12 protein-coding genes, 1 pseudogene and 1 CRISPR repeat array are annotated in these 14,043 nt (G+C 60.0%); all 13 genes and pseudogenes read right to left on the reverse strand.

Annotation, left to right across the window (positions count from 1 at the left end):
- Positions 1-85: 85 nt before the first annotated feature.
- Entirely contained in the window at positions 86-2,425 is a 2,340-nt protein-coding gene (locus tag ACT4OC_RS11120; protein ID WP_444839036.1) for a hypothetical protein, read from the reverse strand.
- Positions 2,412-3,107 carry a hypothetical protein gene (locus ACT4OC_RS11125; RefSeq protein WP_444839037.1) on the reverse strand — a complete coding sequence of 232 codons (696 nt, stop codon included), beginning with the start codon at positions 3,105-3,107 and terminating at the stop codon, positions 2,412-2,414. Before ACT4OC_RS11125 ends, ACT4OC_RS11120 begins: the two co-directional genes overlap by 14 nt.
- A 590-nt stretch (positions 3,108-3,697) precedes the next feature.
- Positions 3,698-4,126, reverse strand: a complete 429-nt coding sequence (locus ACT4OC_RS11130) for a helix-turn-helix domain-containing protein (RefSeq protein ID WP_444839038.1) — start codon at positions 4,124-4,126, stop codon at positions 3,698-3,700.
- 114 nt (positions 4,127-4,240) lie between these two features.
- Positions 4,241-5,692, reverse strand: coding sequence for an HlyD family type I secretion periplasmic adaptor subunit (locus ACT4OC_RS11135; protein WP_444839039.1), 1,452 nt, complete (start codon positions 5,690-5,692; stop codon positions 4,241-4,243).
- A 22-nt stretch (positions 5,693-5,714) separates the two neighbouring features.
- A pseudogene (locus ACT4OC_RS11140) lies at positions 5,715-7,845 on the reverse strand (type I secretion system permease/ATPase).
- A gap of 161 nt (positions 7,846-8,006) precedes the next feature.
- Complete coding sequence (locus ACT4OC_RS11145; protein ID WP_444839040.1) at positions 8,007-8,585, reverse strand: hypothetical protein; 579 nt, start codon at positions 8,583-8,585, stop codon at positions 8,007-8,009.
- A 22-nt stretch (positions 8,586-8,607) separates the two neighbouring features.
- The gene (locus ACT4OC_RS11150; protein ID WP_444839041.1) at positions 8,608-9,240 is read right to left on the reverse strand and encodes an imm11 family protein; all 633 of its coding nucleotides are present in this window, start codon (positions 9,238-9,240) and stop codon (positions 8,608-8,610) included.
- A 338-nt stretch (positions 9,241-9,578) separates the two neighbouring features.
- Positions 9,579-10,037 (reverse strand): HlyD family efflux transporter periplasmic adaptor subunit, encoded by a 459-nt coding sequence (locus ACT4OC_RS11155; RefSeq protein WP_444839042.1) that lies wholly within the window; start codon positions 10,035-10,037, stop codon positions 9,579-9,581.
- Positions 9,937-10,512: a hypothetical protein gene (locus ACT4OC_RS11160; protein ID WP_444839043.1), complete on the reverse strand. Its 576-nt coding sequence runs from the start codon at positions 10,510-10,512 to the stop codon at positions 9,937-9,939. The genes ACT4OC_RS11155 and ACT4OC_RS11160 overlap by 101 nt, the downstream gene beginning before the upstream one ends.
- Positions 10,509-10,778, reverse strand: a complete 270-nt coding sequence (locus ACT4OC_RS11165) for an AHH domain-containing protein (RefSeq protein WP_444839044.1) — start codon at positions 10,776-10,778, stop codon at positions 10,509-10,511. Before ACT4OC_RS11165 ends, ACT4OC_RS11160 begins: the two co-directional genes overlap by 4 nt.
- Before the next feature lie 18 nt (positions 10,779-10,796).
- Positions 10,797-11,312 carry a tyrosine-type recombinase/integrase gene (locus tag ACT4OC_RS11170; protein WP_444839045.1) on the reverse strand — a complete coding sequence of 172 codons (516 nt, stop codon included), beginning with the start codon at positions 11,310-11,312 and terminating at the stop codon, positions 10,797-10,799.
- A gap of 825 nt (positions 11,313-12,137) precedes the next feature.
- A complete protein-coding gene (locus ACT4OC_RS11175; protein WP_444839046.1) occupies positions 12,138-12,506 on the reverse strand; it encodes a hypothetical protein in 369 nt (122 codons plus the stop codon).
- Between the two features lie 20 nt (positions 12,507-12,526).
- Positions 12,527-13,039 (reverse strand): paraquat-inducible protein A, encoded by a 513-nt coding sequence (locus ACT4OC_RS11180; protein ID WP_444839047.1) that lies wholly within the window; start codon positions 13,037-13,039, stop codon positions 12,527-12,529.
- A 185-nt stretch (positions 13,040-13,224) separates the two neighbouring features.
- A CRISPR array of direct repeats spans positions 13,225-14,008; the repeat unit is 36 nt; unit sequence GTCTCAATGGGGCCGCATCGCGAGAGGCGATGCGGG.
- Positions 14,009-14,043: the final 35 nt, after the last annotated feature.

Genomic DNA, 14,043 nt, shown 5'->3' on the forward strand with positions numbered 1-14,043 from the left:
AAAATCGCATCCGTCGTACACCCTCGTGAATGGATGCCGTGCCCATCGTGCCCCCTTTGTTCTGGGGCACCAAAAACACGACACTTCACGAGCTACAAACAGGCGACAGATCACGCGCTACCGACACGCCCGACGTTGTCGTCGTCACCGTCCTGTCGATAAGGTAGGCTGTGGGAAGACTTGCGCCCCGATAATTCGACACGGTCTCCTTGACCGCGCCATTGGCGGCGGTCGAGGCGTCAACCGTTTGAATTCGGTCAACCACGCCGTCGGCATTATCGTCGAACATCAAGGTCCGTGACTTTCCGTCAGCGCTCGTCGTCGTGACCGTTTCGCTGGCCAGGCTTCCGTCGGGATTTACTGCCTTAACATCGATCGTGGTCGAGCCGTCGATGTTGTGGATGACGGATCGATTGATCTTGTAGCCCTGCGCGTCGCTTGCAAGCGTCACGGTCGCCGCCTCGCCCGTCGTGTTGTCTGTACGGGTAAAGGTGGCCTTCCCATCGATGGAGGATCCATCGGGGAACGTGATGGACGCGGCATTCTCAATCAAATTGATTGAGACAATGCCGAGTTCGCTCAGCGAACTCAGCGTCTGCGTGCCGTCGGCATTGGTGACGAGCACCTTGAACTTCAGGAAATTCACATCGCCAGCATCGAGCTTCCCGTTGTGATTGGTGTCGAACACGTCGAGCAGCGCCTGCATGTCCGACGTTGCTGTCGGATCCCACAATGTGAAGTTGATCTGGTTCGCCTGGGTGATCTTGCCGTCCCCGTTGGTGTCGTAAACGAGCACGCCGCTGCCCGCGCCCGCCCAGGCGGTGCGGTGCTGATAGCCGTCTCCTGCCGTGTCGAACCAGGTGTTCGACGACAACAGCTGGGTGATGTTGATGCCTTGGCCGGACAGGTCGAGCAGTACTGGAGACGAAGCAGCAGATGCTGCGCCGTATCCAAGCACCTCGACAAGGAAACTGGAAGGAGGTTGCCCTATGGAGCCCAAACTGGAATTTATCAGCCCGCTTGCAATGTTGCGCAGAGCGGCGTTCCCGGCTGCCCCGATGAGCACTAGCTTCCAATACCCAGGACCATACGCTGCAAGGAGCGGTGCGCCCAGATCGAGAACTCGTGGCTTGGCCGACGCCGTGTCGATATCATGGGAGGTATTGGAGCCAAGTTTGTCGGGAGCGTCTACGTTGACATCCGGAAGCCTTGACGGGTCGGTCAAGGTATCTCCGAATGGCGTGCCCCGAGCGCCGTAATCGCGCGCCATGCTCCACCAACTGCCAATATGCATGCCGCCGAATGGGCCATTCAGTGGGCTATAACCATCCGTGCCATAAAACAGAGCGGGTTCGTAGGCCCAGCTTCGGTCGTCGAAACCTCCCGCTCCGGACGAACGTTCAAAGTCATCGGGATGTGGTGTTGGCCCTGAGGCCGGATTGATGCCGCCGCTTTCGGCCCCTTTCCCTGGAGCCGTAATCCGCGGGCCCATTTGAGATCCTACCAATTCCTTGTACAAGCGCTGCATCGCAGCTTCGCCAAAGATCGCGCCAGCGATTCCGCCCATAATGCCGCCAGCCACGCCGAGCGCGAGCGTGCCGATGCCCGGGACAATCGATCCGCTCACCGCTCCCGCACCTCCGAACAACGCCGCGCCGACTGCGACTCCGCCCAAGGTTCCGGCGGCGCCAAAAGCTAGACCGCCGCCTTGGCGGCCTACGAACTGCGCGGCGGAAAGTCCGGCGCCGTTCATGTTGCCCGCCGACAACTTCCGGTTGATGTCGCCATATGTTTGGTAGGCGTCGTAACCAAATCCGGCGACGCCGAGGCCAACACCACCTATTCGCAAGCCCTGGCCAAACTTCCGGATACCGGAGACCTGCGAATTCAGTTTAGCCAAATTCGCTACGTCGGCTTTGGCCTGGACCGCGGCCGTTCCACCCTTGTTGCCCTTAAAGTCGACATATCCGGTCTTGACTTCGACGTAGTTGTTCGTCGCTCCGTACAGAAAGCTTCGCGTCTGATATCCGATATCCAGATTTCTTGGCTTGCCCGCAGCGTTCGTCATACCGGGCGAAACCTTCTTGGTGACGATGTCTCCAAAAACGGACCGCGAGGCCCTAATATTGTTGACCTCCTGCCGAATGGCAGCAGCGTGGTTGGCTATATTGACCGAGGCCGTCCCCTTAACTCCCGGGGTGGAGCCAGGGGCCATGGGGTACATTTTTGAATTAAAACTGACGCCACCTTCCGTGAGAAAGGTCGATAAAGCCGGGCTAGCACCGCCTGCTCGAGCAATCGGCCCTTCGTAAAACGCCCAACGAATATCGGTCCAAGGATTATTGATGATGATCCTTGTTCCGTAGGAATAGAAAGCGAAACCTCCGCCTACTGCGGCCTTTCCAAGAACATCAGATTGGCTCATTGCTATAGTCCCCAACAACAAATGGCGTGCCGTCATCCGGCACATTGGCCAGGTGAAGTTTCGCTTTGCAGTGCTTGATCAATCCGTCTCGATCGCCGACGAGCGGATCATGTCCGACATGAGCCATCTGGCGCGCTTCCACAACCGCGCCGTAACCCAAGCCAAAGACATCGACTCCCCAACCGCGCGGAAACCCCCCGAGTTGCGGACGCTTCAAATTCGGTCCAGTCAGCTCTCGATCTTCGTCCAAATACCCGCGGTAGATTTCCCAGTGGAGTTGAGGACGCTTAGCGATCAGGTATTCGCCGAGGAAAATTCCGATGTCGACCATCACGTTGCAGCCGATATATTCGCCCACCCAGATCGGCTGATAGCTCGCAAAGATAATGGCGATGCGGGGAAAGTCTCCGATGAGACCACCACCATAAGCGTTGATCCAGGCGGTCAGTGCAAGTAGGCCATCACCGTTGAGCGGCAACCGCACGCCAAAGTTTTCTCGCAACCAGCCCTGCAAGAACGCCAGCCGATCGAACCGTACCTGCATGAAGTAATCGAAGTTTTCTTGCACGCGAGCCTCATCGAGCGTCCTCTCTTCTTGCTTGTTTGGGACGTCGTAAAGCGGGTAATCGCGTATCGCGCGGCCGACCCTGAGATGCTTGAAGAATAACGTCGGATAGATCATTCGAACTTCCTGGATGTCGGTCTGTCGCAAGGTCCAGAGCACGAATAACGAAGGAATTCGAACTGGTATTTTCCGTCCGGGCTCCAAGTCAGGTTTGAGATTCCGGATCGAAACATGCCAGAGGCGTCGACCAAATTCGGGGCCGGTAACATTCGGACATGGCGCAGTTCAGGTAATTCTTGCGCCACAGTATCGGACGAATTCGCGCGGGTAGACGGAACTGCAATCGCGACAAAAACAAACGCCACGAACGCCGCATAACAGATCCATGAACTACGGTGGTCGCTGCTTCTTTGTGCCATCGAGCGCAATGCACCCCGAATAGAGCAACCCCTGTTCCGACAGCGCCCCGGCGGCCTGGGTGATCGGTCCGGTAGCTGCGTCATACAGTGCACCCGTCCGACCACGCCGTCCCTCTCCCCCACAACAAATCCACCCTGTCTTAGCTACTTTCCGTTGAACAGGTCGATTCTTGCGATTCGTTTCGCCTCGGCTGACCAATTACAAATGCAACCGGCGGCAGCTTCATGGACAGACGCAGAAATCGGTGAATAAGAAAAATCGGCGACAACGCCGATTACAGACCTGTCTCAATCCTTCACGGCCGGTCTGTACGTGTTCACTTTCACAACAGCCTTCGGGGCAGAGCCGCGAAGCACGTTGCCGGCCCCAACTTCACGCAAATTACCCGGGGCATATCCCAGCGACTTGCGAAACTGCCGCCTGAAGTGTCCCAGATTGGAATACCCTACCTTCCCCGCAATCTCTTCCAGCGTGCAACTCGTCTGCCGCAGCAGCTGCTCCGCCTTCAATATCTTGCGTTTCGTCACAAAGGCATGCGGGGAAATTCCCGTAGTCCTCTTGAAACGGTGACTGAAATGCGACGGACTCATCTTGATGGCGGACGACAATTCCGCGATGCGGATGTTGCGCGCTATCCGGCTTTCGACGAATTCGTCGATGCGCTCCAGTTGCTGCTTGCTGAGGCGGTAAACCGTCCGGTGCGAAGGCGTATTCATGCAATTCTCTGTCGTCGATAGGCACTGCAAAGGCACGGAAAAACACTGGCCGCCCGGCCCGCAGATACCCCGGACCTTGCGGGCTCGATACGCACGCACACGACGCTCTTCCGCTCACCTCTCCCTCAGACTCTCCTGCTGGTAGCGCAACAGCGGCGACAGCAGATATTCGATGATGCGGCGCCGGCCGGTCTTGATCTCGACCGTCACCGCCATGCCGGGCGCGAGCCTCACCACCTTGTCCTCAACCTGCATTTCGGTGCGGTCGAGCGAGACGCGGGCGGCATAGACCAGTTCCTGGCCTTGCGGCTCGCTGGTCTCCGCCAGCGCGGCGCGGGATCGCGAGGGATCGGCGGCGCGATCGGCCGGCTTTTCCCGCATGATGGAATCCTGCGACACGGTGATCACTTCGCCGTGCAGCAATCCGTACTTGGTGAAATTGAAAGTATCGATCTTGATCTCGGCGGATTGACCCGCGTTCACGAAACCGATGTCACGGTTGGCGATCATCGCCTCGGCCTCGAGATGACTGTCGGCCGGCACGATCACCATCAGCTGCTGCGCCGGCGTCACGACGCCCCCGATGGTGTGGATTGCCAGTTGCTGTACCGTGCCGCGGACCGGGGCCCGTAACACCTGCTCGTGCAGCTTGCGCTCGGCTTTGACGATATCTTCCGCGAGCTGCGCCGCCTTCTGCTCGGCTTCCGCGAGGTCGGTCATGACGCCGCGGAGGTATTCCGCCCGGGTCTGCTCGCGGCTTGCCTCCAGCGCCGCCTTGGCCGCAGCGGTCTCGACCGCGCGGCGCTGCTGGACGACGAGATCGCGGCGCTGGTCGCTGAGCTTGAGCTGCGCATCCAGATGGGCGAGCCGATTGCCAAACTCGATCTTCATCAGCTTCTGGCGGACGTCGGCAATCTCCTCGATGAACGGCAGCCCGGCCTGGAGCTTGTCGATCATCGCCGCGATCTCCTCAGCTTCCGCGACCTTCTGTGCAATCTGCTGCTCGAGCGAGGCCATCTTCGCCGCCTGCTGCTCGGCCTGCGCCAGCATGGTGGCGCGGGTCCGATTCACCTCGTATGGCGGCGCCTCCGGCGGCGGCACGAAATCGACGGCGGTCGCATCCGCAAATCCGGCGCGCAGCGCCGTCAGCCGCGCAACGTCGAGACGGGCGCGCAGCCACTCGTGCCCAATGCGGGCTCGCTCGGCAGTCGAGACCGTGCGGTCGATCTCCACCAGCACGTCGCCTTTGCGCACCTCGTCGCCGTCGCCGACGCGGATCGCCGTGATCGTGCCGGCTTCCAGCGGCTGGATGGTCTTGGTGCGTCCGGTCGGCACCACCTTGCCTTGCGCGGTCGCGATGATGTCGATCTTGCCAACGCAGGCCCAGACCAGCGCGATGACGAAAAAGCCGATGATGGCGAACGCCGCGGCGCGGCCTACGGGCGAAGCCGGGGTCTCGGTGATTTCGAGGGCCGCGGGCAGGAATTCCAATTCGTCGCGCCGCCACTTGACGCGAAGCGGCACGACCTTTGCAGACGAGGGTGCGGAGGCCGCTTCAGCCGTCATGGCGCGCTCTTTTTCCGATGGTTCACACCGCTTCATGCAAGCCTGCCTGCAGCCGGTAGAGATTGGCGTAGCGGCCGCCTGTGCGGATCAAATCGTCGTGGCTGCCGTCCTCCACCACCCGACCGCGATCGACCGTGATAATGCGGTGGGCGGAGCGCACGGTGGAGAGGCGATGGGCGATGATCAGCACGGTGCGGCCGTGCGCGATGCCGCGCATATTGTTCTGAACGATCCGCTCGCTCTCGTAATCGAGCGCGCTGGTTGCCTCGTCGAAGATGAGAATGCGGGGATCGCCGACCAGGGCGCGGGCGATCGCGATGCGCTGGCGCTGGCCGCCGGACAGGCTCATGCCGCGCTCGCCCACCATGGTGTCGTAGCCCTGCGGCAGCTCCAGGATGAATTCGTGGGCACCGGCGAGCGTTGCGGCCGTAACGACGCGCTCCATCGTCATGGCGGGGTCGGCCAGCGCGATATTGTCGCGAATGCTGCGATTGAACAGCATGTTTTCCTGCAACACGACGCCGACCTGACGGCGCAGCCAGGCGACATCGACCAGCGCGAGATCGACGCCGTCAACCAGGACGCGCCCGCTTTCCGGCACGTAGAGCCGCTGGACCAACTTTGTCAGCGTGGACTTGCCGGACCCGGACGCGCCGACAATGCCGACCACCTGTCCGGGCGGCACCTGAAGGCTGACGTCGTGCAGCACTTCAGGTCCATCGAGCCGGTAGCGAAACGTAACGTGCTCGATGGTGATAGCGCCCTTGATCGGCGGCAGTGCGGCGCGCCCCGGCGCGTAGGCTGACTCAGGCACGGCGTTGAGAATGTCGCCGAGCCGCGCGATCGACAGCCGCGCCTGGTGAAAGTCCTGCCAGAGCTGCGCGAGCCGCAGCACGGGCTGGGCCACCCGGCCCGCCAGCATGTTGAAGGCGACGAGTTCTCCGACCGTCAGCTTGCCGTCGATCACCAGATAGGCGCCGAGGTAAAGCGTCAGCGCGGTGACGAGCTTGTTGACGAGCTGCACGCCTTGGCTCGCCCAGTTGCCGAGCGACAGCACGCGAAAGCTCGCGGCGACATAGCCGGCGAGCTGCTCCTCCCAGCGCCGCTGCATCTGCGGCTCGACCGCCATCGCCTTGAGCGTCTCGACGCCGTTGACGCTCTCGACCAGGAAGGCCTGGTTTTCCGCGCCACGGTCGAATTTCTCGTCGAGCCGCCGCTTGAACAGCGGCGTAACGCCGGCCGAGATCGCGATGTAGAACGGGAATGACGCGAGCACGACCAAGGTCAGTTGCGGCGAGTAGTAGTACATCACGCCGAGAAAAACGAACGTGAAGAAGAGATCGATGACGAGCGTCAGCGCCGAGCCGGTGAGGAAATTGCGGATGTTCTCCAGCTCCCGGACCCGCGCCACGGAATCGCCGGTCCGGCGTGCGCCAAAATAGGCGATCGGCAGCGCGATCAGGTGACGAAACAGCCGCGCCCCGAGCTCGACGTCGATGCGGTTCGTCGTGTGGGCAAACACGTAAGTGCGCAAGCCCGCAAGCACGCTCTCGAAGATGGAGACGATGATGAGGCCGGCCACCAGCACATCGAGCGTGGTCAGCCCGCGGTGCACCAGCACCTTGTCGATCACCACCTGGAAGAACAGCGGCGAGATCAGTGCGAACACCTGCAGGAAGAAAGAGACGATCAGCACCTCGCTGAGCAGGCCACGGTACTTGTGCATCGCCTGCAGGAACCAGGTGATGTCGAAGCGCCTGACAAGTTCGCCGAGCGATGCGCGCCGCGTCATCACGATGAGCGCGCCGCTCCAGACCGCCTCAAAGGCCTCGCGTGTCAGCAATTCCGGCCGGCCGGTGGTCGGGTTGTGCACCAGCGCCTTGTCGTCGGCGATCTTTGCGATGATGACGAAGCTTCCGTCGCGCTGCTCCGCGATCGCCGGAAGCGGGACTTGTGGGAGCCGCTGCCAATTCTTCTCGACCCTGCGCGCCTTGAGGCCGAGGTCCCTGGCGCTGCGCAGGATTTCGTCGGCGCCAAATCGAATGGCGCCAAACCGGTGCCGCAGGAACGCCTAAAAACCGGACCAGCAGGGTGAGCGAGGCAAGTCCGGTATCTGCCGTTTGCTCCGCGTCGGAAGGTGCTCCGGTACTCATTCTTAAATTGCGTCACATCACATACACGATCTCAAATAAATTATGATTTAGCGATGTGACAGGCAACATAACGTTCCATGACAACTCTAAGTTTTGCGCGATGCACGTGCGCCTTCCAAATTTCAGCGTTGTCGTGTTCGCGATGCGGTCACGAAGATAGGTCAAGCAGCCTCGATTGCGTCGTCTTCGGCGCGAAACGCCGAGAGCGCCTGACGCTCGGTCTGGAATTCTGAAAATCCGTCAGCGGCCGACCCATACACCCGCTCGATGTCGGCGTGCCACGCGGCGTCGGCTGCGGCATCGGTCATACCGGCATACTTCGGATCGGTCTTGGTGAGCGTGAGACGACCATCGATGATCGCCTTGTTGGTGTAGTCGCGCAGATCAGCCGCAAGCGCCTCGGCTTGGTCGAAGATTTGGCTCCGCAACGTCCTTTCTGCTTCGGTTAGGGTTGCGGGATTTTCGCCCATCAGATCGGCATAGGTCTTACCGCCCCCTGCGTCTCTCCGACCAAATTCATCAAATATTGCCTTTTGCGCGTCTCCGACAGGCGCGTGATTTCCGGCATGTCGAACGGTCCCGCTCGCCTGCGCAAGCGTGGTGTCATTGGGCAAGAACAGAAGATTGTCAGGCGCGTCGATGGAGAAGCGGCCATCTGCAATGAGCGCTGCAAGTACGTCGCTGCGAATTCCAACGTCCTGTAGCAGCCCGTGGTGAGCCTGCATTACCGCATTTGCCATAATCCCGCCCCTGTCGGCTCAGCTAGTCTTGTTGGATATTCGTGAAACGAAAGCCTCTGATCTTCTCGGCTTTGGCAGCTTTGACGATGACGTCATCAACGATTTGGATGAGTGTCGACTTCGTGAGGCGAAACGCGTGGGCCGCACCCACGATCTCGGGCTTCATTCTCACGTCGATCAATGCGAGATAATTTGTCCAAGAAATATCTTCTTGGTATCGAATGACGGAATTTTCTTCGTCGACGCAATCCAGCATCCGGACGATGTCGCAGAACCAGAAGGCGGGCCCCGGCTCGTCGAAATTGCTGTAATCAACCTCGGCGCGCTCGAAGGCAAACGCCTCCGGGTCGATGCGCTCAAGCAGATTTTTTAGCCGGTCAGACACCAGCCAGATGCCAAGCATGATCGTATCGGCGTCGCGAAGCGCACCGCGCCGCTTCTTCCGATCGAACGCGATCTTGGGCGGCTCGGAAAGAGTGAGTCCTCTAAAAGGTTTATGCGGGTCCGACCGAAAATTCTCTCGTATCTTTTTTTCGTTGACCCAAATACGTTGCGGCGCGCTCGGAAACCCGAAATCCACGTCAAGCTGAAAATATTTGCGCTCGCCTGCTGGGCTCACAGCCGCAGTCTTCAAATCACCTTTTGTCTTCTTCATCAGCCTCTCCATGCCGACCATGCTTTTCGGCGATGAAGAAGAATATGACATTGACATGGCTTTGTCCCCTTTTGCTCACTGAAACAACGGACTTCGTTGCCGTCAGCTAGCTTGCGCTGTCGCGCGGTCAAATTCGATGATGACGAAACGCACCCATTCAAACGTCTGGAAGCCGCACACAATCGTTTTCCGCGCAGGCGACTTCAAATGTCGCGCCGACGCAGATTTTCGTTGCAACAATGGAGAGAGAAAAATCTTATCCCTGCCTGAGGAAGATCATGCGTTTCGAACATGACGCGAACACGAAAGAAATACAACTTGCAGAACTTTCAGGAGGCTCATCTCTCCCTCAAACTCTCCTGCCTGTACCGCAAGAGCGGCGACAGCAGGTATTCGATGATGCGGTGCTGGCCGGTCTTGATCTCGGCCGTGACCGCCATGCCCGACGCAAGATCGACGATCCGGTCCTCGACCTGCATTCTTGTCTCACCCAGCGCAACGCGCGCGGAATAGAGCAGCTCTTGCCCGGGCGGCTCGCTGGAGCGCGCGGTCTGGCCCGATTGACGCTGCGCGTCTGCCTGCGCGGTGACCTTGTCGCGCACGATGGCATCGCGGGAGACAATGACGACCTTGCCGTGTAGCAGGCCGTACTTCGTGAAGTTGAAGGTATCGACTTTGATCTCGACTGGATCGCCCTCATGGACGAAGCCGATGTCGCTGTTGAGCACCATCGCCTCGACTTCGATCTTCGCGTCGGCCGGAACCACGACCATCAGCGCCTGGGCCGGTGTCGCCACCCCGCCGATGGTGTGAATCGCGCGCTGCTGGATAGTGCCGTCCATCGGGGCGCGGCAGAACCTGGTCCTGCATTTTCTTCTCAGCCTTGATCAGCTCCTGCGCCGTCTGTGCTGCCTTCTGCTCAGCCTCGGCAAGATCGGTGACGATGCCGCGCGCATATTCAGCGCGGGTCTGCTCGCGGCTCGCCTCCAACGCTTTCCGTGCGGCTTCCACCTCGACGGCGCGGCGGCGCTGGGTGACGAGTTCGTGGCGCTGGTCGCTCAGCCTGTACTGGGCATCGAGATGCGCGATCCGATTGCCGAACTCGATCTGCATCGCCTTCCTGCGAATATCGGCCGTGTCAGCGAGATACGGCAGTCCGGCCTCCAGCTTCTCGATCGAGGCTTTGATGCTATCCGCCTCGGCGTCCTTCTGGGCGATCTGCTGATCGAGCGCGGCGATCTTGGCGATCTGCTGCTCGGCCTGCGCCATCATGGTCGCCTCGGTGCGGGCGCGGCGGTGAAGTCGGCAGATTCGCCAAGCTCGTTGAGGAAGTCCCGGATACCGTTGGTGTACGAATCCAATGGACCGCCATTGTGGGGCGAAAGCCCCATCGTCCTTGCCAATTCGGTATCGGCTGGCAAATAAATCCCGTTGGTCGGCGCATTAATGTCGAAGAGTCCACCTAACAGGATGACTACTCTGTTGTTACTGAAATCCAATGGAATAATGTGATGATCCTGAACAACCGTACGCGCCATGTTGCGTCCCCAAAGGCTTCAAACATTCTCGCGTTTTTCGACCCAGATCGGCCTGAGCAATTCATACAAGTGGCTTGGCTTGATTTCTGGGATCGTTAGTTTTCCGATTGTCGGATAAGCGTATCGCTTTAGCGACGATGGCCATTGATTGCGGTGCTTCTTGCTCCAGATAGCCCAGTGTTCGCGGATGTAGGTTTCGGCACATTCCTCGAAGGTCGGCAGAGAGGTCTTAATCTCTACGGCTTTCGCTTCCTCGCGCGCCGCGCGCTTCTCCTGCACGATATCGATGCCTGGTGTGCTGCGATCGCCTTTGACGCGGAGACGCGCTGCGTCGCGAGCTAGCCGCGCATCCTTTAGCGACACATCCTTGAGCGAGCCCAGGCCGAGCCAGCGCTCCTTGCCGCCTTTGCAGTATCGATAGATCCAGTTCTTCGACGTCGCGCCCTTCACGATGAGATAGAGGCCGTCCCCGTCAGGGTATTTGCCGGGTCGAGTTTCGCGTTCAACGTCGAGCGGCTTGAGCTTGCCGGCCATGTGTTCCCCCTCGCGAAATCCATCCTCCGAACCCACGGTCAAAAACTACGGCTTGCGCGGTGACTAGGGGTACCATCGCGGTACTGGCCGCAACAGCGTTCGTCACGCTACTCGTTGTTTTTGCTGTCGATTCGAACAATCGGATACAGAGGAGAACAGTGTAGTGGCGGAGAGGGAGGGATTGCCGCGCTAGCCACAGAAACCCAATAAAATCAGGCATTTCTTGTGCGCCCGAGGAAGCCGTGTGTACCAGTCCTGTGTCCCGAAGTCGACTGCATTTTGCAGCCGACATGGCGATCACAGCGGCGCTGACGCGATATGTTGCCTCGTGCTGTCTCAGGTTTGATTCGTTTCACAATAGCTATCGCGAACCGCACCGTGCTCCGCAGTAGGCCGATCACCCTGCCAACCCACCGCCGGGAATAGGAAGTCGCGTCCAAATGACGGCGGCGGTTCATACGGTCACGATGGAGCTTCTGCTCCAGTGCTCAACGGGCATTCAATTCGACGCCCCCAAGCTCCGAATCGGGCGCACGAGAAGCTGGTGCGGTTGGCGCAGCGTCATGGGGTGGTTTTGCGCCAGTCCTATGCGCGGCCGCGGCCGCCGCCGCATCGTAGCTGTCCTGCAATAGCGCGAAGGTTCCACGCGGCTGCGCCCTTCTACACTGTTGCTCCCGACGCTACCGCAAGACGGCTGATCGGCTTGGCGGCAGCCGAAATCATGATGGTTGTGCGCGGAATGCTGTGCTGGCTGGCGAACTTCCAATATCTCAGGTGCGCGCCGAACCAATGCCATGCGAGATTTCAGCCTAAACCGCTTCAGATTCACCGGTCGCGAATGATCATTGCTCCCGATACCTTGCCGATCGCAAATGCCTGCCTGAATTTTCCCGACACCAAAATCGCACTGCCCTTATCCGGCATACCACCTCCGGGCACAACCACGGCAATCTCGTCGCCGTTCAGCGGATCCCTCAATCGGAAACCACCGAACCCCATGATGCCCATGCGATCGGCGACGATCCCGGTGACCCTGACGCTGCGCCCGTCGTACTTTGCAGGTTCGCGCAGCAAGTCGCCGATCATGACCGAGCCTGTCGACCATCTAAAATCAGGTTGCCGAATAGCCAGCGCAATTGCTGCAGCAGCCGCGAGCACCAGCACGAAAACCCAGACACGTCCCAGAATATTCATCCAGCGCCCTCGCCTGCCGGCTAATCGGTACTATCGCTTCGCTTCGAAATCTGCTCGATCACGTGATGAACGATCACCGAATGCGCCAGCGAGCCGAGAATCAGCGCCGCATAGAGATAAAGGCCCGCTCTGACTTCGACCGAACCGATACCAATGCCCTTGATGGCAACCACGAGAACGGCAAGCAGCATCACGTCCATCATCGACAACCTGCCGATCAGGAGGAACGCGGGAGCAAACCTAGCCGCCATCTTTCGATCAACGAAATACCAGGCGAGCGCAGTGCCAAGCAGCTTGACGGCAGGCATCAGGATGCCGAACACAGTTACGACGAGAAAGAGAAACATGTCGAGCTGGTAGAGGTCGCGTGCAACTCGCAGCAAGACGATCTCGCTGTGCCTGATGAACGGAATGCGCGTGACCACCAGTGGCTCGAACAGCACGTAGCCGAACAGCACGATGATCACGGCCGTCGTTGGCCCGATCATTCGCTCCCAGCCGCTTGCCAATTCGGCCGGCGTCGTGCCGCCCATGTGACCAACCCCTCAGATTTGAAGACACCGCCCAGCGCGGTCGCTCATGCAATACGCCGGAGAGCATTCCGTTAGCGTTCCCCGCAAGCTTGCAGGACGACCAAGACCGTACAGCCCAGCTGTCCCCGCATCGCGCCAGAGGCAATGCGGGGACACACTCGCAAACGAAGGCCAACGGTTAGGGGGTCTCAATGGGGCCACATCGCCAGAGGCGAAGCGGGTTCGTCGATCGCAATCCGGACGCCAAGGCCAAGTCTCAATGGGGCCGCATCGCCAACGGCGATGCGGGAACATCATCCTCAAGCAAGCGAGGGCCTGCTGGTCTCAATGGGGCCGCATCGCAAGAGGCGATGCGGGGATGAGATTATCGAGGCTACCGACAAGTACGAGTCTCAATGGGGCCGCATCGTGAGAGGCGATGCGGGACCCGCGTCCGCGTCCCTGATCCTTCAAAGAAGTCTCAATGGGGCCGCATCGCGAGAGGCGATACGGGCTCGTCAGAGCCTTGCCGCCCACCAAGTCGACGTCTCAATGGGGCCGCATCGCGAGAGGCGATGCGGGGCCAGACGTTCTGGATTACCGCGGCGATTCTCGTCTCAATGGGGCCGCATCGCGAGAGGCGATGCGGGGGCAGGAATGCCAGCCATGTCATTTAATAAGAGTCTCAATGGGGCCGCATCGCGAGAGGCGATGCGGGACCGACGAGTCCAGTAACGAGGTCATGGACTAGTCTCAATGGGGCCGCATCGCGAGAGGCGATGCGGGCTCGAAGCTTGGCAATCCGGCAACGATCAACTGTCTCAATGGGGCCGCATCGCGAGAGGCGATGCGGGGAGTACGTGCGCATCTCTTGATACACAAGGGGGTCTCAATGGGGCCGCATCGCGAGAGGCGATGCGGGAACAAGCCGCAGAACCAGGACGGCAAGAAGCCGTCTCAATGGGGCCGCATCGCGAGAGGCGATGCGGGTCTGCTGGCGCCCATGGTGTCGGCCAGGCGGTGTC

Source organism: Bradyrhizobium sp. (assembly GCF_052389815.1).
Classification (GTDB): Bacteria; Pseudomonadota; Alphaproteobacteria; order Rhizobiales; family Xanthobacteraceae; genus Bradyrhizobium.